We start from the raw sequence: 21,006 nt of genomic DNA, 5'->3' as shown, positions 1-21,006 counted from the left end.
GTCAGTCTCCGTCCGGCGCGGGGGTGTCGGTTGCGGCAGAGGTGTCCGGCGCGGCGGCTGCCGGGGCCGGCGTTTCGGACCTGCCGCCCGCCATGGCCAGGCCCAGCGTCGCCTCGTCCGCGTCCGACCTGTCGTACGAGGCCGTCACCCGGCCCTCGTACATCACCAGGATCCGGTCGGCGAGGCCCCGGATCTCGCTCAGTTCGGCGGAGACGAGGAGGACGGCGTGGCCCGTGTCACGGTAGGCGACCAGCTCGTCGTGGATGGCCTGGATCGCGCCGATGTCCACCCCGCGCGTGGGCTGCTCGACCAGCAGCAGCGGCGCTCCGTGCGCCAGTTCGCGGCCGATCAGCAGCTTCTGCAGGTTGCCGCCGGACAGGGCCGAGGCCGGCACGTCGGGTGTGGACGCCTTGATGCCGAAACGCTCGACGAGATCGCGCGCGTGGGACCGTACGGCCGAGGGCGGCAGCAGGCCGTGCCGCGAGGACAGCGAGGTGCGGTGGTGTCCCATGGCGAGGTTGTCCGCGACGGAGGCCGCGGGCGCGGTGCCGACCGCGTGCCGGTCCTCCGGCACGTAGGCGAGGCCCTTCGCGCGTCGCTCGGTGGCCGAGGCGTGCGTGATGTCCTCGCCCCGCAGCCCGACCCGCCCGGCGACGGTCGGCCGCAGCCCGGCCAGCGCCTCGACCAGCTCGCTCTGGCCGTTGCCCGCGACCCCCGCGACACCGACGATCTCCCCGGCCCGCACCGACAGCCCGACGTCGTGCACGCCCGCCGTGCGCAGCCCCTCGACGTCCAGCACCACGTCACCGGGCGTGCCCGGCGGGTGGACGCGGTCCAGCTCGACAGCGCGGCCGGTCATCGCCGCCGCGATCCCGGCGCCGCTCGTGTCGGCCGTACGCAGCCGGGCGACGACCCGCCCGTCCCGCAGCACCGTGACGTTGTCGCTGCCCTCCAGCACCTCACGCAGCTTGTGGGTGACAAGGATCACCGTCCGACCGCGTGCCGTCAGCGACCTGAGTACCGCGAACAGCGCGTCGGCCTCGGCGGGCGTCAGCACCGCCGTCGGCTCGTCGAGGATGAGCGTACGGGCGCCGCGGTGCAGCAGCTTCAGGATCTCCACGCGCTGGCGCAGCCCCACCGGCAGGTCGCCCACCCGGGTGTCCGGATCGACGACGAGGCCGTGCTCGGCGCACAGTTCACGTACCCGGCGCCGTGCCGCGGCCCGGTCGACCAGGCCGAAGCGGCGCGGTTCGGCCCGGTAGACGACGTTCTCGGCGACCGTCAGCGAGTCGAACAGCTTGAAACTCTGGTGGACCATGCCGAGCCCGGCGGCCATCGCGGCGGCCGGACTCCCGAAGGCCACCTCGACGCCGTCGACGCGTATCGAACCCGCGTCAGGCCGTTCCATCCCGTACAGGACGGACATCAGCGTCGACTTGCCCGCGCCGTTCTCGCCCATCAGCGCGTGGATCTCGCCGCGCCGGACCGTCAGATCGACCGCGTCGTTGGCGAGGGTGCCGGGGAAGCGCTTGGTGATGCCGCGCAGCTCGACGGCGGGAGGCAGCGCGGGAGCGCCGACGCCCGCCGCCGGTATGTCACTTGGCGGCCGGGTCATCGACCGTCAGCTCTCCGGACACGATCTGGTCGCGCAGCGCCTCGACCTTCTTCAGTACGTCCTTGTGGTCGGCGATCACGCACTTCGACGCGTCCACACCGTCCTCAAGGCCGGTCAGGCTGATGCCGCCCTCCTTGAGGCCGTACGAGACGGTCTTGCCCGCCTTGCCGGCCAGAACCTGCTCGATGCCCTCCTGGACGGCGACATCGGTCTTCTTGATCACGTTGTCGACGACGGTGCCGGGAGCGGCCGTGCACTGGTTGACGTCCACGCCGTACGCGTACGCCTTCTTCGCCTTGGCCGCCTCGAAGACGCCGTAGTTGCCGGCCGCGGCCGCCGCCATGATCTGGTCGGTGCCCTTGGCGAGCAGCGAGTTCGCCTGCTCCTTGGCGCGCGCCGAGTCGTCGAACGGCGACTGCCCGCCGACGAAGCGGGTGCTCGCGGACGCCTTCGGGGCGACCTTCTTCGCACCGGCCGCGAACGGGTCGCTGTAGCGCCGGAACTGCCCGGTGTCGAGCACGACGACCGCGCCGACCTTGCCGCTCCCGCTGAGCAGCCCGGCCTCCGCGCCCGCCAGGTAGACGCCCTCGTGCTCGCGGAAGACGGCACAGCTCACGTTCGCGAACGTCTTCTCGGTGCAGGCGTCGACCATCAGGAACTGCTGCTTCGGGTGCGCCTCGGCCTGCTGCGCGACCACGTCGGCGAACTCGAAGCCGACCAGCACGACGACGTCGGGCGCGGCGTCGACCGCGGCCTGCACGTTCTGCTGCTGCGAGGCGCTGTCGGAGGACTGGTAGACCTTCTGCGTCCCGTCGTGCGCCTCGGCCGCCGCCTTCACCCCGTCGACCGCCAGCTTCAGGAACTGGTTCTGGCCGACCGAGTCCGGCGTCACCAGCGTGAAGGACGTGCCGCCGCCCTTGGCGCCGGCCGAGGAACCGTCGTCCTTCGCGGCGGCGTTGCAGCCGGTGGCGGCGACGGCCAGCAGCACGGTGCCGGAGGCTACGGCGGCGAGGCGCAGCGAGCGGGGACTACGGGTACGGGTACGAGGCATGGGACCGGCCTTCCGTGAAGGTGCGTGCGGCGGTGCGCGCTCAAGCGGAAACGCTGAGAGGTGGAGCGGGGGCGGAGCGAGGGGTGGCACGGTGGACACCGGAACGGGAGCCGGTGCCTCGGCGGTCAGCGTCGACAGCCGTCGCTTGCACAGCGGCCGTGGTCGGGGAAGCGGCGCGTCGTCAGCAGCACACGTCCTCCAACACATCGGCCCACAGGGTCGCGGGTGCTGGACTGTAACACCGGTTTCCGGACATCCGCGCGCCCGTCTCGAACTGTGGTTCTCGGCGCTTCTCTCGGGGTTCCCCGAGGTCATGTACGGTGTCGCGCATCTTCGGAACTTCAGGAGTGCCCCGCTATGCCCCAGGAACTGCGCGCTGTCGACTGGACCGGAAACAGCCTCGCGCTCATCGACCAGACCGTCCTCCCGCAGCACACCGAGACCCGCCACATCCGTGATGTGGACGACCTGGTGGACGCGATCAGGCGGCTCGTCGTCCGCGGGGCGCCCGCGATCGGAGCGGCCGGGGCGTACGGGGTGGCGCTCGCGATGCTCCAGGGGGAGCGCGAGGAATGGTCGCGCGGTCAGGTCCTCGCGGCCGTCGCGCGCATCCGTCAGGCACGGCCCACCGCGGTGAACCTGATGGTGTGCGTCGACCGGGTACTGACCCGCTTCGACGACGGACTGGACGCGGTGCTCGCGGAGGCGGCCGCGGTACAGCGCGAGGACGTGGCGGCGAACCGGGCGATGGGCGCGTTCGGCGCGGACTGGCTGCTGAAGCGCGTCGGCGTGGACCGGCCGCTGCGGGTGCTGACCCACTGCAACACCGGGGCGCTCGCCACGGCCGGGTGGGGCACGGCGCTCGGCGTCATCCGCGAACTGCACGCCAGGGGACGCCTTGAGCTCGTGTACGCCGATGAGACGCGCCCGTTGCTGCAGGGCTCGCGCCTCACCGCCTGGGAGCTGGTGCAGGAGGGCATCCCGCACTTCGTCCAGGCGGACGGGGCGGCGGCCGGGACGATCCTTCGGGGCGAGGTGGACGCGGCGATCGTCGGGGCCGACCGGATCGCGGCCAACGGGGACACGGCGAACAAGGTGGGCACCGTCGGGGTCGCGCTGGCGTGCGCCGACGCGGGTGTGCCGTTCCTGGTGGCCGCGCCCACGACGACGGTCGATGTGGCGACGGCCACGGGGGCCGAGATCCACATCGAACTGCGGGACGAGGGTGAGGTGCTGGAGTGGGCGGGCGTCCGGACCGCGCCGGCCGGGTCCCGCGGGCACAACCCCGCGTTCGACGTCACGCCGGGACGGTTGGTGACGGGGCTGGTCACCGAGCGGGGTGTGCTGGAGGTCTCCGCGGGGGAGCTGCCGGGGGACCGGCTGCGGTAGCCGCGTCCGCACCTGGCGGGACGTCGACTCGGATTCACTCTTGGCTGCGGGCCGGGCTGGGCCGGTAGGGGCTGCCCGCGCAGTTCCCCGCGCCCCTGAAAACGGGGCTGCGCCCCAACTTTCGCCCCCGGCGAAGGAACAACCGGCGCCCTGCAAGCGCCACAAGGGGGCGTGCGGGACGGCGCGCCCGGCCCCATGCCCTCGCGTGCCCCCGCACCCGACGCACAACCGGCGCCCCGCCAGCGCCTCAAAGGGGCGCGGGGAACGGCGTGCCCGGCCCCGCGCCCTCGCGGCCCTGCGGCGGAGGAGCAACGGGCGCCTTGTAAGCGCCTCAAGGGGGCAGGGGGGACGGCGTGGCCGGCGCCCGCGTGCCCGGCCCCCGCGCCCTCGCGGCCCCGTGGCGGAGGAGCATCCGGCGCCCCGTAAGCATCTCAAGGGGGCGTGCGGAACGGCGTGCCCGGCCCCCGCGCCCTCGCGCCCCCGCGGCGGAGGAGCAACCGGCGCCCCGTCAGCGCCTCGAAGGGGCGCGGGGAACGGCGCGACCGACCGCACACCCCCGACGCACACCGACGTCCCCCCAGCGGCGCAGCCTGACGCGCAGGCCAGGGCCCCGAAGGGGCGTAGGGAACTGCGCGACCAGCCCCCACCGGCCCGCAGCCGGCGGGCGACGACGCTCAGCGGCCCGTGAGTTCCAGTTCCAGGAGCCACTCCACGACCTCCGTGTGGTGGCGCGCCCGGCGAGGCGTGTCGCCCCAGACGTACAGGCCGTGGCCCGCCACGACAACCGCCGGCATACGCGGATCCCGCGCCGCCTCCAGCCGGTCGCCGAGCACCGTCATGTCCTGGCTGTTGGCGATGACGGGAAGGGTGACCTCCACGTCATGGGCCGGCACTCCGACCCCCTTCAGCATCTCCAGGTCCTTGAACACGATCCCGCCCGGCGACCGCCGCCCCAGCGCGACGGACGCCACCGTGTGCACGTGCACCACGGCACCCGCACCGGTCAGCGCCGCCACGCGCGCGTGCAGCTCGGCCTCGGCGGATGGCTTGCCGCCGCTCACCGCGCCACCCCGCCCGTCGACCAGCACGACGTCCGCGGGCGTCAGTTCACCCTTGTCGTGACCGCTCGCGGTGACCGCGAGCCGCAGCGGATCGCGGGAGAGCACAACGGAAAGGTTCCCGGAGGTGCCGCGCATCCAGCCGAAGGAGGCGAAGCGGGCGGACTCGGCGGCGAGGACGGCCCCGGCCTCCTCCAGATCGAGCGTGCTGACGTCGATGGTCACGTGGTGCTCCCTGAAGTACTGGTGCCGGTACCGCTACTGGTACGGGCACTGGTGTCGCTGCCGCTGCCGCTGCGGATGATGTCGATCTCGTCGAACGAACCCGCCTGCGCGTGGTCACCGACGCCCTGCTCGTAGTACGGCTCCCCGGGCCGCCTGATTCCGACGGCGTGCCAACCCGCGGCACGGGCCGCGTCCAGCTCGCCCGGCCGGTCGGAGAGGAAGAGGAGGCGCCCGGCCTGCGTACCGGTCGCTGCGGCGATACACCGGTACGACTCCGGCTCCTGCTTCGGCCCCGCGTTCTCCGTGTCGTACAGCCCGTCGACGAGCGGCAGCAGATCACCGTCGGGGCTGCTCGCGAACCACGCGCGCTGCGCGGCCACGGACCCGGACGAGTACACGTGCAGCCGTATGCCGTCGCCGTGCCACCGGCGCAGCACCGGCACCACGTCGTCATAGAAGTGGGAGACCAGGTCGCCCCGGGCGAACCCCTCCGCCCAGATGACGCCCTGAAGGGTCTTCAGCGGGGTGGCCTTCACATCCCCGTCGAGCCACTCGTTCAGCGCCTCCTCGATCCGTACGGTGCCGGCGTCCGGCTCGCCCAGCAGTTCACGTACCTGGGCGACCGCCCGCCGTACCTGCGGATCGTCGCCCCGCTCCGCCAGCAGCGCCCCGAAACGGGAGCGCGAGTACGGGTAGAGCACGTCGACGACGAAGCCCGTGGCGCTCGTGGTGCCCTCGATGTCGAGCACCACGACGTCCACGTCGAACGTCGATCGCAGGCTCACGCCGCGGCCCGGTCCTGCTCGTACCCCGCCGCGATGGTGTCGTAGTCGGGGAAGCGGCCGGCGATGGTGGAACCGGTGAAGCTGCCGATCCAGCCGTCCTCCTCGTGGAAGAACCGGATCGCGGTGAACGCCGGCGAGGTCCCCATGTCGAACCAGTGCGTCGTGCCGCGCGGCACACCCAGCAGGTCGCCCTTCTCGCAGAACACGGCGTGCACCTCGCCCTCGACGTGCAGATAGAAGATCCCGGAGCCCGCGACGAAGAACCGGACCTCGTCATCGTCGTCGTGGGTGTGCTCCTGGAGGAACTTCTCCCGCGCGGCCTTCGCCTTCGCCGGGAACTGCGGGTCGTCGCTCGGGTGAAGTCCGAGGACGTCGACCTTGGTGAAGCCCTCCTCGGCGTTCAGCTTGTCGATCTCCCGGCCGTACGCGGCGAAGACGGTCTCGGTGTCGGCGTCCGCGGGGACGTCCTCGCGGACCGGCCACTGCTCGTAGCGCACCCCGAGCGGAGCGAGCGCGGCGGCGATCTCGGCGGGCTCGGAGGTGCGGCGCACCGTCGTCTCGGGTCCGGACTCGGGCCACGTGGTCAGCAAGGTCATGAGAGCACTCCAGGAGTGGGGAGGGACGAAGGGCAGAGACGAAGGACAGGGACGAAGGACAGGGACGGCGGACCGCCCGGAACGGTGGACACCCGTCCGCATACTGGACCGGCGGTCGGCCGGCCCCGTCGCGAAGCAGATGGCCGGGGTCCGCGCGGCGGACAGCGGTCGGAAGCAGGGATCTCGACGTCGGGATCCGGACCCGTGATCAGCCGCGACACACCGCGCCGGTACAGCGGTGTGTCGCTGTCGCGCCTGGTGTCGCCATCGGAGACCTCACTGTCCCGGGTCGGGTGCCGGTCTTGAGATCGTAACTCCCGACCGGCGGTCGGCCGAGTGTGACGAAGTTGTTGTCTCAACCACTGAGAATGCGGTCCCAACACTTTGACGACTGGCTGGAAACATTCTCATGATCTGCGTATGAAGACGCTGCTGCTCGTGCGGCGGCTGTACGTGGACTTGCTCCGGTCGACCACAGCCCGCTGTCGCTGACCCGCCCGCGGCCATGGCCTGAATCGGCCCCCGCCCGGCGTTCCGGACCGGCACCCCCGCACTCCGCACGCCCTCTTCTTCCCCTCCGCGCACCGCCCCTGGAGCCGTCATGCCCCGTACCCGTACGCGTCTGCCCCGTGCCCGTATGCCCCGCACCCGTCTGCCGTTCGCCGCGCTCTCGCTGGCGTCCGCCTCCGCCCTCCTCCTCGCGGGGTGCTCGCAGTCGTCGGACGCCTCGGAGAAGGCCGGCGACAGCGCCGCGCCCGCCGCCACCGCCACCGGAAAGAAGCCCGCGCCCTTCAGCGGGGGCAAGGTCAAGGTCGCGCTGGTCCGGCAGAGCGGCGCCGGCGACTACTTCGAGCAGTGGGGAAACGGGGCCAAGGCGCAGGCCAAGGCCCTCGGCATCGACCTGACGGTGTACGACGCCCAGGCGGACAACGCCAAGCAGGCGACGGACCTCTCCTCGGCCATCAACTCCGGGGCGAAGACGATCATCGTCGACCACGGGTTCCCGGCCACGATCCAGCCGGAGATCGACAAGGCGGTGAAGAAGGGCATCAAGGTCGTCGTCTACGACGTGGAGACCACGAACAAGTCGGTCGTCAGCACCAAGCAGGACGACGCCAGCATGGCCCAGGCCGTCCTCGACGTGATGGCCGACGAACTCGGCAAGGACGCGAAGGTCGGCTACGTCAACGTCGCCGGGTACGCGGCCCTGGACAAGCGCGACAGCGTCTGGAAGAAGACGGCCGACGCCAACGGCTGGAAGCAGGCGTTCAAGGTCGGCAAGGTCACCGACTCCACGGCCACCGACAACGTGCCCCTGGTCAGCGCGGCGCTCACCCAGCACCCGGACGTGGCGGGCGTCTTCGCCCCCTACGACGAACTCGCCAAGGGCACCGTCCTCGCCGTCCAGAACAAGAAGCTCCAGGACAAGGTGAAGGTCTTCGGCGCGGACGTCTCCAACGCCGACATCCAGAACATGACCGCGAAGGACAGCCCCTGGGTGGCCACCGCGGGCACGGACCCCTCGGCGGTCGGCGCCGCCGTCGTCCGTACCGCGGCGCTGGCTCTGGCCGGGCAGCTGAACAAGACCTCGGTCGAGTTCCCGGCCGTCGCGATCACCCAGGACTTCCTGAAGAGCAAGGGCATCGAGAACATGGACCAGCTGCGCGAGGCGCTGCCCGCGCTGAACCTCGCCAAGGTCAGTACGGCCGACTGGATCCCCAATGTCGCCCACTGACCGGCCCACTGACCGGCCCACTGACCGGCCCGGCGACCGGCCCGTCGGCCCACCGGGTGCCGCTTCCGCCGCGGTGAGACTGCGCGCCGTCGGCATGGCCTTCGCCGGGAAGACGGTCCTGGAGTCCGTCTCGCTGGACATCGAGCCCGGCAGCGTCGTCGCGCTCCTTGGCGCCAACGGCGCGGGCAAGTCCACCCTGATCAAGATCCTCTCCGGGGTGCACACCGACCACAGCGGGCAGGTCGAGGTGAACGGCAAGCCCGCCGCCCTCCAGTCTCCGCTCGCCGCCCGCCAGTTGGGCATCCAGACCGTGCACCAGCGCATCGGCGAGGGGATCGTCCCCGGCCTCACGGTCGCCGAGAATTTGGTCTTCGAGGAACTGGCCCAGCGGCGCGGCAACCCGTTCCTCGACGGACGCCGGCTGCTGGCCCGCGCCCGGGAGATCCAGTCGGCGCTCGATCTCGGCTGGAGCGACCAGGTCCTCAAGCGGGACGTCACCGAACTCGGCATCTCCGACCGGCAGCTGCTCATCCTTGCCCGCGCCCTCGCGACCAGCCCCCGGCTCCTCGTCCTCGACGAGCCGACCTCCGCGCTCTCCGCCGCCGAGGCCGAGCGCCTGTTCGCGCTCGTCGAGCGGATGCGGGACGACGGCATCGCCGTCCTGTACGTCTCCCACCGACTCGGTGAGATCGACGCGCTCGCCGACCGGCTGGTCGTCCTGCGGGACGGCCGTCTCACCGAGGACCAGGTCAAGCCCTTCGACTGGGACCGCGCGCTGCGCGCCATGCTCGCGCAGGCCCAGGGCGCGCGGACGGCCCGCCCCACGGACGCCAAGCAGGCCCCCGGCTCCGGCTCCGATTCCGATTCCGGCTCCGGCTCCGGCTCCGGCTCCGGCACCGGGTCTGATTCCGGCTCCGGCTCCGGGTCTGATTCCGGCTCCGGCTCCGGCACCGGGTCTGATACCGGCTCCGGGCCCAATTCCGGGCCCAATTCCGATTCAGGTCCCGGTTCCGGTGAGATCGCCGTCTCGATCAAGGGCGTACCGCTGCTCCCCGGCCGCACCCCCCAGGACCTCGACCTTCGGGCGGGTGAGGTCACCGGAGTGGTCGGGCTGCTGGGCGCGGGCAAGACCGAACTGGCCCGCGGTCTCTTCGGCGCCGAGCCGTTCCCGACCGGAACCGTCGAACTGGACGGGAGGCCCTACGCACCCCGCCGCCCCGCCGACGCGATCCGCCGGGGTGTGCATCTCGTCCCGGAGGACCGGCACGCCGACGCTCTGGTCCCCGGCTGGTCGCTGGCCCAGAACGTCTCGCTGCCGTTCCTCAGGTCCCTCTCCACGGCCGGGCTCGTGAACCGGCGCAGGGAGAACGCCCTCGGCCGCGACACCATCGAACAGCTCGGCGTCGTCGCCCGCGACGAGCACAGCACGGTGGAGGAGTTGTCCGGCGGCAACCAGCAGAAGATCGTCGTCGGCCGCTGGCTCGCCGAGAAACCCCGTGTCCTCATCCTGGACGAGCCGTTCCGAGGCGTGGACATCGGCGCCCGCCGCGACATCGGCCGCCGCGCCCGCGCCCTGGCCGCCGAAGGAGCCGTCGTCCTCGTCCTGTCCGCCGACGTCGACGAGGTCCTGGAGGTCGCCGACCGGGTCGTCGTCCTCGCCGCGGGGGAGATCCACCTCGACGCGTACGGCGAGGACGCGGAACGCGACCGCGTCATCCGGACCATCTCGGCGTCCGTCTGATGCCGGTCATCACGAAGCCACAGCGGAAAGTACGGGGAAGTACGCCATGACCACCACCCGGAGCACCGAGGTGCCGACCAAGGCGGCCCTGCCGCCCGCGACCTCTCCTGCCCTGCGGGTCCAGAGCGCCGTCATCAAGTACGGCTTCATCTTCGTCACCGTCACGCTCTTCGCGTACTTCGCGCTCAGCGAGCCGTCGTTCCGCGACTCCGCGACGCTCCTGGACACCCTCCGGTACGTGTCCGTCGCCGCGATCCTCGGCCTGGGCGTCACCCTCACCATGGCGGTGGGCGGCATCGACATGTCCGTCGGCGCCGTCGCGGGGCTCGGCGTCACGGTCGCCGCCAAGACGATGGTCTCGTACAACCAGGTCGGCCTCGTGGCGATCCTCGCCGTCATCGCGGCGGGCGCGCTGGCCGGGCTGCTCAACGCGCTGCTGATCGTGGTCCTCAAGATCCCCGACATGCTGGCCACGCTCGGCACCATGTTCGTGATCCAGGGCACCAAACTCGTCCTGGTCGACGGCCAGTCCATCACCCCAGGCATGACCCGGTCCGACGGCTCCACCGCGCCGGGCAAGTTCACCGAGGGCTTTCTGCGCATCGACCGCGGTTCGGTCCTCGGTATCCCGGTCTCGGTGCTGATCTTCGGCGCGCTCACGGTCGTCGCCTGGGTGTTCCTCGCCCGCACCCGCTGGGGCCGCGTCCTGTACGCGATCGGCGCGAACCCGGAGGCATCCCGGCTGGCCGGCATCCGAGTCGGCGCCTACCGGGCCCTGGCGTACGTCATGTCCGGCGTCCTCGCCTCGATCGGCGGCCTCATCCTGGCCTCCCGTATCGGACAGGGGGACGTCTCGGCCGGCACTTCCCAGCTCCTGGAGGCGGTGGCGGTCGCCCTGGTCGGCACCTCCGTCCTCGGTCGTGGCCGCCCGAACGTCTGGGGCACCGCCCTGGGCGCCGTTCTGATCGGCATCATCACGACCGGTCTGACCATCAAGGGCCTGCCGTACTACACGCAGGACGTCGTCGAGGGCGCGGTCCTCATCCTCGCCCTGGTCTTCAGCTTCACCCTGTCCAAGCGCCGCACCGCATAGCCGTACCGCCGATCGTCTGTCGCGTACCGAACAGCCGTACCGACGCGTACCGAACAGCTGTACCGAACAGCGCTACCGCACAAGAGAGTTCACATGGGCTACCGCATTCTGGAGACCGAGGACGTGCCCGCGTACCTGCGCGAGCGCGGCCACTGGGACGACCTGGACGACCCGGACGACCCGGACGACATCCAGGTCCGCGAGGTCTCCGACGGCAACATGAACCGCGTGTTCCTCGCCTCGAACGGCGCCGGCACCCGCGGCCTCGCCGTCAAGCAGGCCCTGCCCTGGGTCCGGGTCGCGGGCCCCTCCTGGCCGATGAGCCCCGAGCGCGCCGACGCCGAGGCCCGCGCCTACGAGCAGGTCGCCAGGGTCGCCCCGGACAAGATCCCGGCGATCCACGGCTACGACGCCGGCAACCACGCCCTCGTCATGGAGGACATGTCCGACCTTGAGGTCCTGCGCACGGTCCTGAACGAAGGCGGCTCCTACGGCCCGGACACCTCACGCAGGGTCGGTGAGTTCGTCGCCCAACTCGCCTTCGCCACCAGCGACTTCGGTATGCCGTCCGCCGAGCGCAAGGCTCTGATCGCGGCCTCCGTCAGCCCCGAGCTGTGCAGGATCACCGAGGACGTCGTCCTCTCCGAGCCCTACATCGAGCACGAGCACAACCACTGGCATCCCGAACTCGACGACCTCGCCGCCGAGTTCCGCGCCGACACCCGGCTGCGCACCGAGGTCGCCGACCTGCGCCACACCTTCATGACGTCCGCGCAGGCCCTGCTCCACGGCGACCTGCACACCGGCAGCGTCATGGTCGGCGAACGCGACGACACCCCCGTGATCCGGGTCTTCGACCCCGAGTTCTCCTTCGTCGGCCCGATCGGCTACGACCTCGGCCTGTACTGGGCCAACGTCCTCGTCGCCACGGCCCGGGCGCGGGCCCTCGGCACGGTCACCGACCACGCGGCCCAACTCCGCCTCTGCTGGGAGGGGTTCGAGACCGGGTTCCGTGGCCTGTGGCCGACCCGCGTCGACACCTTCTTCGACGACGCCTACCTCGACCGCTTCCTGCGCCGTGTGTGGACCGACGCGGTCGGATTCGCCGGCACCGAGATCGTGCGCCGCGTCATCGGCTTCGCCCACCTCACCGACCTGACGACCCTGCCCGACCCGGTCCCCGCCTCACGCGCCACACTCCAGCTCGGACGCCAACTCATCCTCCGCAGGACGGAGTTGCTCCGCCCCGAGGACATCGAGGACATCGAGACCACCGGCAGCACCGGCAGCACCGGCAGCGTCAGGGCATCGCAGATGTGAACGAGCCAACAGGTGTGCCGATCCTGTGAGTTCGCGTGACGGACGGCGTGCGCACGGTGACAATCTGCTCATGGACACGCTACGGGGCGGACGGGACGGGCGAGACGGGGGGCACGGGGGGCACGGGGGGCACGGGGGGCACGGGGGGGACGAGTGGAGACCACCGTCCGAGGTGCGCAACATCGTGCGCGACAGCACGATCGAGTACCTCGTCCAGGCCGGCTGGATCCAGGGCGACCTGGTCGTCAACCTGCCGCCTCCGCGCGAGGCGGTCGACACCGCGGCCGAGGAACTGGCCCGGTCCGTACGCGCCCAGTGGTCGGCCGAGGTGGCCGCCTGGGAACTCGGCGACATCGAGGGCCCGCTCGCGGTGCGCTGGCTGGCCCGCTGGGGAGCCACCGCCCCGGCCGGCGGCACGGCACCGGCCGCGGACGCCACCGCGGCACGGCCCGCGCGCAGCGACCGGCTCGGCGACATCGCGGACGCCCTGCTCGACCTGGACGCACGGCGCCTCCTCGTGCTCGGCGGCCCCGGCTCCGGCAAGTCGACCCTGCTCGCCATGACCGTCGTCCTGCTCGCCGCACGCCACCTGGGTGATGTGACCCGCCGCGTGCCCGGCGACCGGGGCGTACCCGTCCCGCTGCTCCTCTCGCTGGAGTCGTGGGACGCGGAGAGCGTGGGGCTGCGCGACTGGCTGGTCGCCCGGCTCGCCGAGGACCACCCCGGGCTGCCCCGGGTGGCCGGCGCGCATCCCGCCCGCCGCCTCGTACGGGACGGCCGCGTCCTGCCGGTACTCGACGGCCTCGACGAACTCCCCGAGCACCGCCGGGCCGCCGTGATCCGCGAACTGAACTCCGCACCCAGGGAGTTGGGCTTCGTCCTGGCCTCCAGGACCCAGGAGTACCGGACACTCGACGTCAGGGTCGTGGGCGCCTCGGACATCGAGGCCCTGCCGGTGGGCCCACGTGACGCCGCGGTCCATCTGCTGCGCACGGCCGACCGGGCACGGCACGAACAGTGGGGCCCGGTCCTCGACGAACTCGCCGAACACCCCGAAGGACCCCTCGGCCAGGCCCTCTCCACCCCGTTGATGATCTGGCTCGCCCGGCGCGCCCACCGGCCGGCCCACACCGACCCGGCCCGCCTCGCCGACCGCGTCCGGCTGCCCACCAGGGAGGCGGTCGAGAGCCACCTGATGGACACGGTGATCCCGGCCGCCTTCGCACCCCGAGCCCACGACAGCGAGCGGCTGCACGCGCCGGGCCACTGGAACCCCGCCCGCGCCCGGGGCTGGCTCGCGTTCCTCGCCCGCGAGCTGGAACGCCGCCGCACCGGCGAGTTCGCCTGGTGGCGGCTGAACCGGGCCAGGGCGGCACGGCTGCTCGCGATACCGACCCTGGTGGCCCTCTGTATCGCGCTCGCCGAGTCGATGATGGCGGCGGTGACCCGGGTGGAAGACGCCTACAGCGACTCGCCCCAGCTGAACATCGACATGTTCGACCGCAACTACCTGTTCGGCGCCGCCGTCCTCGCCACCGGCATCCAACTCACCACGCTCCAGTGGTACGGCGACCGCTTCTGGGAACCGCGCCGCCGGGCCAACCCTTTCAAGGCCGGTGCCGCGCTGCGCTCCGTGTCCCGGGCGGCCTCCGTGCGCCGCGCGTTGACCTCGCTCGCCATTCTCGTGGTGCCCGGCGGGTTCCTCCTGCTCATGGCCCAGGGCACCTATCACAGTGAGGCGTTCACGGCTCAGGCCGTCCTCGGATACATCCTGCCCGCGCTCGTGATGCTCGTGATCGCCGCGCCCGCCGACACGGTCGACGCGGCGACCCCCGACGAACTGCTGGCGGGCGAGCGCCGCGCGGGTCTGCTCACCCTCGGCGTGGTCGCCCCGCTGATCGGCCTGGGCACCGGAGCGCACAGCCTGCTGACCGAGCACGGCACGGTCGACTTCTGGGTGGCCTTCGCCAAGGGCATGACGGGCGCCGTGATCGTCCTGGTCGCCGTCAGCCCCTGGTGCCTGTGGGTGGTCTCCAAGTCATGGCTCGCCGTGCTGGGCCGGGTGCCCTGGTCCCTCATGGAGTTCCTGCGGGACGCGTACGGCGGGGGACTGCTCCAGCGGTACGGTGGCACGTACCGGTTCCGGCATCTCAGGCTGCAGGAACATCTGGCGGGGCGTCCGGCCGCCGTGCTGCCGGCGGACCCACTCCTGGCCGCCTCCACCGGGGCCGGCCCGCGGCAGCCGTTCACGGTGACGGGCCCGCAGCCGAGCCCGCAGCCGAACCGGCAGCCGCACCCCGCCGGGCCGCAGCCCCGGCTCTCGGAGTTCCTGGACAATCCACCGCCGCTGCACGAACTGTCCGGCTACACCGTCGTCTCCAACGACCACGAGTACGCCCTGGACGCCCGTGACCGGCGTCTGCCGCTGGGGCACTGGCCGCTGTGCGGTCTCTTCATGGTGCTCGCGGCGGTGCGCATGGCCGCGACCGGCAACTGGGACAACACGATGGGCTGGAGCAGCGTGCTGTTCTGGCCCGTGTTCGCCGTGTTCGTGAACGTGGCCGCGTTCCTGCTGCCGAAGATGCGCCTGACCTTGCGCATCGACCACTGGGGGATCGTCGCGTCCAGGGGAAGACGGCGGGCCGCGTACTCCTGGGAGGACGTTCTCGCCGTTCGCGTCCGGCAGGTGTACGTCCGTGGCCGCAACCAGCGGGTGTACGGGCCGCATGTACGGTTGCGGCCGGGGGCGCCGGAACCACCGGGGATGTTCCGGGGGCGCGATGGGTGGTACCTGGTGATGGCGCTGCACTTCCGGGAGAGCGTGCCGCCTGACCTCGCCGGTGCGCTCACCCGCTTCTCCGGCGGGCGTTGGCGGGGTTGAGCGTTCCGCCGCGAGCGTGATGATGCGGCTGCGGGGCGATGGAGGCCGGCCGCGCCGTTCTCCGCGCCCCCGAAGGACTGCGCCGTTCCCCGCGCCCCTGAAAGGTTGAGGTGGCGGGGTGCGTTGCTTGTCGTTCTTGGGGGCGCGGGGAACGGCGCGGCCGGCCACGACGGGCCCGCACCCGCTCACCGGCAGGGGCCCTCGGGGCCTACTTGTTGTCGAGCAGGTTCTGGACCTTCCCGCGTATCTCGTCGTTCGCGAGGCCGCGGATGGTCAGGGTGGTGCGGCGGCGCAGGACGTCGTCCGCCGTCTGTGCCCACTCGTTGTCGCGGGCGTACACGACCTGGGCCCAGATCTCGGGAGCGTCCTCGTGCACGCGTCCGGCCAGCTCCGGGTTGTCCTCGGCCAGCCGGGCGATGTCGAAGGCCAGCGAACCGTAGTGCGTCGCCAGGTGCTTGGCCGTGTCGGCGGCCATGCGCGGACCGGGCGCCGGGGAGTCGACCAGGAGCCGGTGCGCGACCGCGCGCGGGTTGGCGACACCCGGCAGCGGCAGCTTCTTCGGCAGCGCGGAGATCGGCTCGAAGTCCTCACCGAGCGGACGGCCCGGCAGCGACTCCAGCTGCTTCATGACGGTCCGGCCGATGTGCCGGAAGGTCGTCCACTTGCCGCCCGCGACGGACAGCATGCCGCCCCTGCCCTCGGTGACGACCGTCTCCCGCTTGGCCTTCGACGTGTCGCCGGGGCCACCGGGCAGGACGCGCAGACCCGCGAAGGAGTACGTGATCAGATCGCGGGTCAGCTGCTTGTCGCGGATCGAGAAGGCGGCCTCGTCCAGGATCTGGGCGATGTCCCTCTCGGTGACCGAGACGTCCGCCGGGTCGCCCTCGTACTCCTCGTCGGTCGTGCCGAGCAGCAGCATGTCCTCCCAGGGGAGGGCGAAGGTGATGCGGTACTTGTCGATCGGGGTGGCCAGCGCGGCCTTCCAGGGGGAGGTGCGCTTGAGGACCAGGTGCGCGCCCTTGGAGAGGCGGATGGACGGCGCCGCGTTCTCGTCCTCCATCTTGCGCAGGTGGTCCACCCACGGCCCGGTCGCGTTCAGCACCAGGCGCGCCGACACGCCGAACTCGTCACCGGAGAGTGTGTCCTTCAGCTCGGCGCCGGTCACCCGGCCCCGGGTGAAGCGCAGGCCGGTGACCGCGGCGTGGTTGAGCACGGTGGCACCCGACTCGACGGCCGCGCGGACCGTCATCAGGGCCATCCGGGAGTCGTTCATCTGGTCGTCGCCGTAGACGGCGACGGCCTTCAGGTTGTCCGTACGCAGCTCGGGAACGTCCTGTGCGGCCTTCGACGGCGAGAGCAGATGGCCCACACCGTCACCGAAGGCCGAGAGCGCCGAGTACGCGAAGACACCCGCGCCCAGCTTCGCCGCGCCGTGCGGCCCGCCCTTGTACACGGGGAGGTAGAACGTGAGCGGGTTCGCCAGGTGGGGGGCCACCTGACGGGAGACCGCACGGCGCTCGAAGTGGTTCTCCGCCACCAGCTTCACCGCGCCGGTCTGCAGGTAGCGCAGACCGCCGTGGAGCAGCTTGGAGGAGGCGGAGGAGGTCGCGCCGGCGAAGTCGCCGGCGTCGACCAGGGCCACCCGCAGACCCGACTGAGCGGCATGCCAGGCGGTGGAGATGCCCAGGATTCCGCCACCGATCACCAGGAGGTCGTATGTCGTCCTGGACAGCTGCTCCCGGGTCTCGGCGCGGCCCACTGCCTTCGCATGGAACGCGGCGGAGCCGTTGGCCGGGTGCGTCCCAAGAGCCGGGACACTCTGCAGGGTGGTCATTGCGAATTACTCCTCGTCAGCATCGTCTTCGAGCCAGCCCATGGACCGCTCGACGGCCTTGAGCCAGCTCTTGTACTCACGGTCGCGGGTCTCCGCGGCCATGTTCGGGGTCCATTCCGCGGCCCGCCGCCAGTTGGCGCGCAGGTCCTCGGTGTTCGTCCAGAAGCCGACGGCGAGACCGGCGGCGTAGGCGGCGCCGAGGCAGGTGGTCTCGGCGACCATCGGGCGCACCACGGGGGCGTCCAGGACGTCGGCCAGGGTCTGCATCAGCAGGTTGTTGGAGGTCATGCCGCCGTCGACCTTGAGGGCCGTGAGCTCGACGCCGGAGTCCTTCGTCATGGCGTCGCTGATCTCACGGGTCTGCCAGGCGGTGGCCTCCAGGACGGCGCGCGCGATGTGCGCCTTGGTGACGTACCGGGTCAGGCCGGTGATCACGCCGCGGGCGTCGGGCCGCCAGTACGGGGCGAACAGACCGGAGAAGGCCGGTACGAAGTACGCGCCGCCGTTGTCCTCGACCGACAGCGCGAGCGTCTCGATCTCGGCGGCGGACTTGATCAGGCCCATCTGGTCGCGCATCCACTGCACGAGTGAGCCGGTGACGGCGATGGAGCCCTCAAGGGCGTAGACCGGCTTCTGGTCGCCGATCTGGTATCCGACGGTGGTCAGCAGGCCGCTGTACGAGTTGATGAGCTTGTCGCCGGTGTTCATCAGCATGAACGTGCCGGTGCCGTACGTGGACTTGGCCTCGCCCTCGGCGAAACAGGTCTGGCCGAACAGGGCCGCCTGCTGGTCACCGAGCGCGGAGGCGACCGGGATGCCGCCGAGCAGGTCGCCCAGCTTGCCGCCGGTGACCTCGCCGTACACCTCGGCGGAGGAGCGGATCTCGGGCAGCATGTTCAGCGGGACGCCGATGGACTCGGCGATCTTCGGGTCCCACTGCATGGTGTGCAGGTTCATCAGCATCGTGCGGGAGGCGTTGGTGACGTCGGTGACGTGCCGGCCGCCGTTCACACCGCCCGTCAGGTTCCAGATGACCCAGCTGTCCATCGTGCCGAAGAGGATGTCGCCGGCCTCGGCGCGCTCGCGCAGGCCCTCGACGTTGTCGAGCAGCCAGCGGGCCTTGGGACCGGCGAAGTACGAGGCGAGCGGCAGGCCGGTCTCGCGGCGGAAGCGGTCCTGGCCGACGTTGCGGCCGAGCTCCTTGCAGAGCGCGTCGGTGCGGGTGTCCTGCCAGACGAGGGCGTTGTGGACGGGCTCACCGGTGTTCTTGTCCCACAGCAGCGTCGTCTCGCGCTGGTTGGTGATGCCGATGGCCTTGATGTCGTCGCGGGTGATGCCGGCCTTCTCGACGGCCGAGGCGACGACCTCTTCGACGTTGGTCCAGATCTCGGCGGCGTCGTGCTCGACCCAGCCCGGCTTCGGGAAGATCTGCTCGTGCTCCTTCTGGTCGACGGAGACGATCCGCCCGTCCCGGTCGAAGACGATGCAGCGGCTGGAGGTGGTGCCCTGGTCGATGGCGGCGATGAAGGGGCCGGCGGTGTGCGCGTCGGTCACGGTGTGCTCCTGAAGGTCCGTGGATGAAGGGCTGGCTTACGGCGTATTGCTCCCGGCTCCGGCCGACGTCCGTCCCGTACCGGACGGACGTCGGCGCCGAGCGGACGTACGGCTCTAAGCAAAGGCGACGTTGTAGATGCCTGCGGCGATCGCTCCGCCGATCAGCGGTCCGGCGACCGGGATCCAGGCGTAGCTCCAGTCCGAGCCGCCCTTGTTGGGCAGGGGCAGCAGGGCGTGCACGATGCGCGGGCCGAGGTCACGGACCGGGTTGATCGCGTACCCCGTCGGACCACCGAGCGAGAGACCGATGCCGACGACCACGAAGGCGGTGATCAGCGCGCCGAGGGTGCCGAGACCCTTGCCGCTGTCGTTGAGCCCTTGGGTGAGGACCGCGAGCACCAGCACGATCGTGCCGATGATCTCCGTGGCCAGGTTCTGCCACACGACCCTGATCTCCGGGCCGGTGGAGAAGACACCGAGCACCGGGCCCGCCTTGGCCTCCCGGGCCTCCACGGACTTGACGTCCTGTGCACCGGGGCCCCCGACGATGGCGCGGTCGGTGAGGTGCGCGAGGAACTGTCCGTAGTACGCGATCCACACGAGTACCGCGCCGATCATGGCGCCGAGGAGCTGGCCCGACCAATAGGTCAGGACGTTGCTCCAGTCGTCGTCCTTGATCGCGATGCCGAGGGTGACGGCCGGGTTCAGATGGGCACCGGAGAGAGGCGCCGATATGTACACGGCGGTCATCACCGCGAAGCCCCACCCGAAGGTGATGGCGAGCCACCCGGCGTTGCGTGCCTTGGAGGCCTTCAGCGTGACGGCGGCGCACACGCCACCGCCGAGCAGGATGAGTATGGCGGTACCTATGGTCTCGCCGATGAAGATGTCGGAGCTGGACACCCGCGACTCCTTTGTCCTTCGTCCAGGGGAAGGCGAACACCGGGTCCCTCCGGTGGTTCGCGACCTCAGGTGAGGTCGTTGCCGGCCCTTGGCCTTGTCACACTCTAACGCGTATTGCCGGTAGGTGTTCGACAATGCCGACCGATGGACGGGAGTCTTGCTCTGCTAATACCACCTCGTCAAGGCCCCTGTTATCGAAAACACGATCGTTATTGACTGCTGTGACCTATCGATCAAGAGAACGACCGCACACCGCGTGCGAGCAGGAACGTTCCGTGGCCGGCGGAGCACGACGAAGGCCGGTACGTCGTCGACGTACCGGCCTTCTTCCCACGATCGCGGGCCCGGACCCGGCCGGGCCCCACCCGGGGCCCGGCGCGGGCTCAGAACCGCCCGGCGCCCAGGTCCCTGGAGACCGAGCGGGCACAGTCGCGGACGGCGGCGATCAGTTCGGGACGCAGCTCGCCGTCCTTGTCGCAGACACGCTCCACCGCCCCCGTGACCCCCACCGCTCCGACGGGCATCCGCCGCTGGTTGTGAACGGGGGCCGCCACCGAGGCCACTCCCGTCCAGGTCTCCTCGACGTCGGCCGCGTACCCGCGCGCGCGGGTGAGGTCGAGGATGTGCTCGAACGCCTCGGGCGCGCTGACCGTACGCGCCGTGAACTCCTCGCGCTCGGCCTCCAGGGCCTCGCTGTGCGCCACCGGGTCGTACGCCGACAGGACCTTGCCCAGCGCCGTGGAGTGCAGGGGCTGCATGGCCCCGACCTCCAGCACCTGCCGGCTGTCGTCGGGCCTGAACACGTGGTGCACGATCAGCACGCCCTGCTGGTGCAGCACCCCCAGATAGACGCTCTCGCCGCTGGAGCGGGCCAGGTCGTCGGTCCACACCAGGGCGCGCGCCCGCAGTTCGTGCACATCGAGATAGGTCGTCCCCAGGCGCAGCAGCTCGGCGCCCAGCTGGTAGCGCCCGGAGGGCCCGTCCTGCTCGACGAAACCCTCCTGCTGCAGTGTGCGCAGGATGCCGTGGGCCGTGCCCTTCGCCAGGCCCAGCGACGAGGCGATGTCCGACAGGCCGAGCCGTCGCTCCCCGCCCGCGAGCAGCCGCAGCATCGCGGCCGCCCGTTCGAGCGACTGGATGTTCCGTGCCATCGCCGTCGTGCCCTCCGTCCCTTTGGACCGTCGGTCGCCGCTTCGCTGCCACCGTTCGGCAATGTCGAACATTAC

At 71.3% G+C, this 21,006-nt stretch carries 15 protein-coding genes; 6 read left to right on the top strand and 9 right to left on the bottom strand.

Features of this window, described 5'->3' with window-relative positions:
- Position 1: 1 nt before the first annotated feature.
- A complete protein-coding gene (locus ACIOKD_RS11085; RefSeq protein WP_402081250.1) occupies positions 2-1,615 on the bottom strand; it encodes an ABC transporter ATP-binding protein in 1,614 nt (537 codons plus the stop codon).
- On the bottom strand, positions 1,596-2,666 hold the full coding sequence (locus ACIOKD_RS11080; protein WP_402081248.1) for a BMP family ABC transporter substrate-binding protein: 1,071 nt from the start codon (positions 2,664-2,666) through the stop codon (positions 1,596-1,598). Before ACIOKD_RS11080 ends, ACIOKD_RS11085 begins: the two co-directional genes overlap by 20 nt.
- A 357-nt stretch (positions 2,667-3,023) precedes the next feature.
- On the opposite strand from ACIOKD_RS11080, the gene mtnA reads away from it, so the two are divergent.
- Positions 3,024-4,055 (top strand): S-methyl-5-thioribose-1-phosphate isomerase, encoded by a 1,032-nt coding sequence (mtnA, locus tag ACIOKD_RS11075; protein ID WP_402081245.1) that lies wholly within the window; start codon positions 3,024-3,026, stop codon positions 4,053-4,055.
- 674 nt (positions 4,056-4,729) lie between these two features.
- On the opposite strand, the gene mtnB is transcribed toward mtnA, so the two are convergent.
- The 3 genes from mtnB to ACIOKD_RS11060 are packed head-to-tail and all read right to left on the bottom strand — an operon-like array spanning position 4,730 to position 6,719.
- Positions 4,730-5,338, bottom strand: coding sequence for a methylthioribulose 1-phosphate dehydratase (gene mtnB, locus ACIOKD_RS11070; RefSeq protein ID WP_402081243.1), 609 nt, complete (start codon positions 5,336-5,338; stop codon positions 4,730-4,732).
- A complete protein-coding gene (mtnC, locus tag ACIOKD_RS11065; protein WP_402081726.1) occupies positions 5,335-6,117 on the bottom strand; it encodes an acireductone synthase in 783 nt (260 codons plus the stop codon). Before mtnC ends, mtnB begins: the two co-directional genes overlap by 4 nt.
- Positions 6,118-6,119: 2 nt before the next feature.
- Positions 6,120-6,719 (bottom strand): 1,2-dihydroxy-3-keto-5-methylthiopentene dioxygenase, encoded by a 600-nt coding sequence (locus tag ACIOKD_RS11060; RefSeq protein ID WP_402081240.1) that lies wholly within the window; start codon positions 6,717-6,719, stop codon positions 6,120-6,122.
- A gap of 601 nt (positions 6,720-7,320) precedes the next feature.
- Here ACIOKD_RS11060 and ACIOKD_RS11055 point away from each other — a divergent pair.
- From ACIOKD_RS11055 to ACIOKD_RS11035, 5 genes are all read left to right on the top strand, one after another.
- The gene (locus ACIOKD_RS11055; protein WP_402081238.1) at positions 7,321-8,454 is read left to right on the top strand and encodes a substrate-binding domain-containing protein; all 1,134 of its coding nucleotides are present in this window, start codon (positions 7,321-7,323) and stop codon (positions 8,452-8,454) included.
- Positions 8,441-10,195, top strand: coding sequence for a sugar ABC transporter ATP-binding protein (locus tag ACIOKD_RS11050; RefSeq protein ID WP_402081235.1), 1,755 nt, complete (start codon positions 8,441-8,443; stop codon positions 10,193-10,195). The genes ACIOKD_RS11055 and ACIOKD_RS11050 overlap by 14 nt, the downstream gene beginning before the upstream one ends.
- A 46-nt stretch (positions 10,196-10,241) precedes the next feature.
- Positions 10,242-11,288, top strand: a complete 1,047-nt coding sequence (locus ACIOKD_RS11045) for an ABC transporter permease (RefSeq protein WP_402081233.1) — start codon at positions 10,242-10,244, stop codon at positions 11,286-11,288.
- A gap of 93 nt (positions 11,289-11,381) precedes the next feature.
- Positions 11,382-12,608 (top strand): S-methyl-5-thioribose kinase, encoded by a 1,227-nt coding sequence (gene mtnK, locus ACIOKD_RS11040; protein ID WP_402081230.1) that lies wholly within the window; start codon positions 11,382-11,384, stop codon positions 12,606-12,608.
- Positions 12,609-12,792: 184 nt separating this feature from the next.
- Positions 12,793-15,489, top strand: a complete 2,697-nt coding sequence (locus tag ACIOKD_RS11035; RefSeq protein ID WP_402081227.1) for an NACHT domain-containing protein — start codon at positions 12,793-12,795, stop codon at positions 15,487-15,489.
- 208 nt (positions 15,490-15,697) lie between these two features.
- On the opposite strand, the gene ACIOKD_RS11030 is transcribed toward ACIOKD_RS11035, so the two are convergent.
- From ACIOKD_RS11030 to ACIOKD_RS11015, 4 genes are all read right to left on the bottom strand, one after another.
- Positions 15,698-17,323 (bottom strand): FAD-dependent oxidoreductase, encoded by a 1,626-nt coding sequence (locus ACIOKD_RS11030; RefSeq protein ID WP_402081225.1) that lies wholly within the window; start codon positions 17,321-17,323, stop codon positions 15,698-15,700.
- Positions 17,324-17,329: 6 nt separating this feature from the next.
- A complete protein-coding gene (gene glpK, locus ACIOKD_RS11025; RefSeq protein ID WP_402081222.1) occupies positions 17,330-18,877 on the bottom strand; it encodes a glycerol kinase GlpK in 1,548 nt (515 codons plus the stop codon).
- Between the two features lie 114 nt (positions 18,878-18,991).
- On the bottom strand, positions 18,992-19,780 hold the full coding sequence (locus ACIOKD_RS11020) for an MIP/aquaporin family protein (RefSeq protein ID WP_402081220.1): 789 nt from the start codon (positions 19,778-19,780) through the stop codon (positions 18,992-18,994).
- A gap of 383 nt (positions 19,781-20,163) precedes the next feature.
- The gene (locus ACIOKD_RS11015) at positions 20,164-20,931 is read right to left on the bottom strand and encodes an IclR family transcriptional regulator (protein WP_402081218.1); all 768 of its coding nucleotides are present in this window, start codon (positions 20,929-20,931) and stop codon (positions 20,164-20,166) included.
- Between the last annotated feature and the right edge of the window lie 75 nt (positions 20,932-21,006).

The organism is Streptomyces sp. NPDC087844 (assembly GCF_044742785.1).
Taxonomy (GTDB): Bacteria; Actinomycetota; Actinomycetes; order Streptomycetales; family Streptomycetaceae; genus Streptomyces.
Note: the sequence above shows the minus strand (reverse complement) of the source record. Positions and strands in the feature narration are given on the sequence as shown.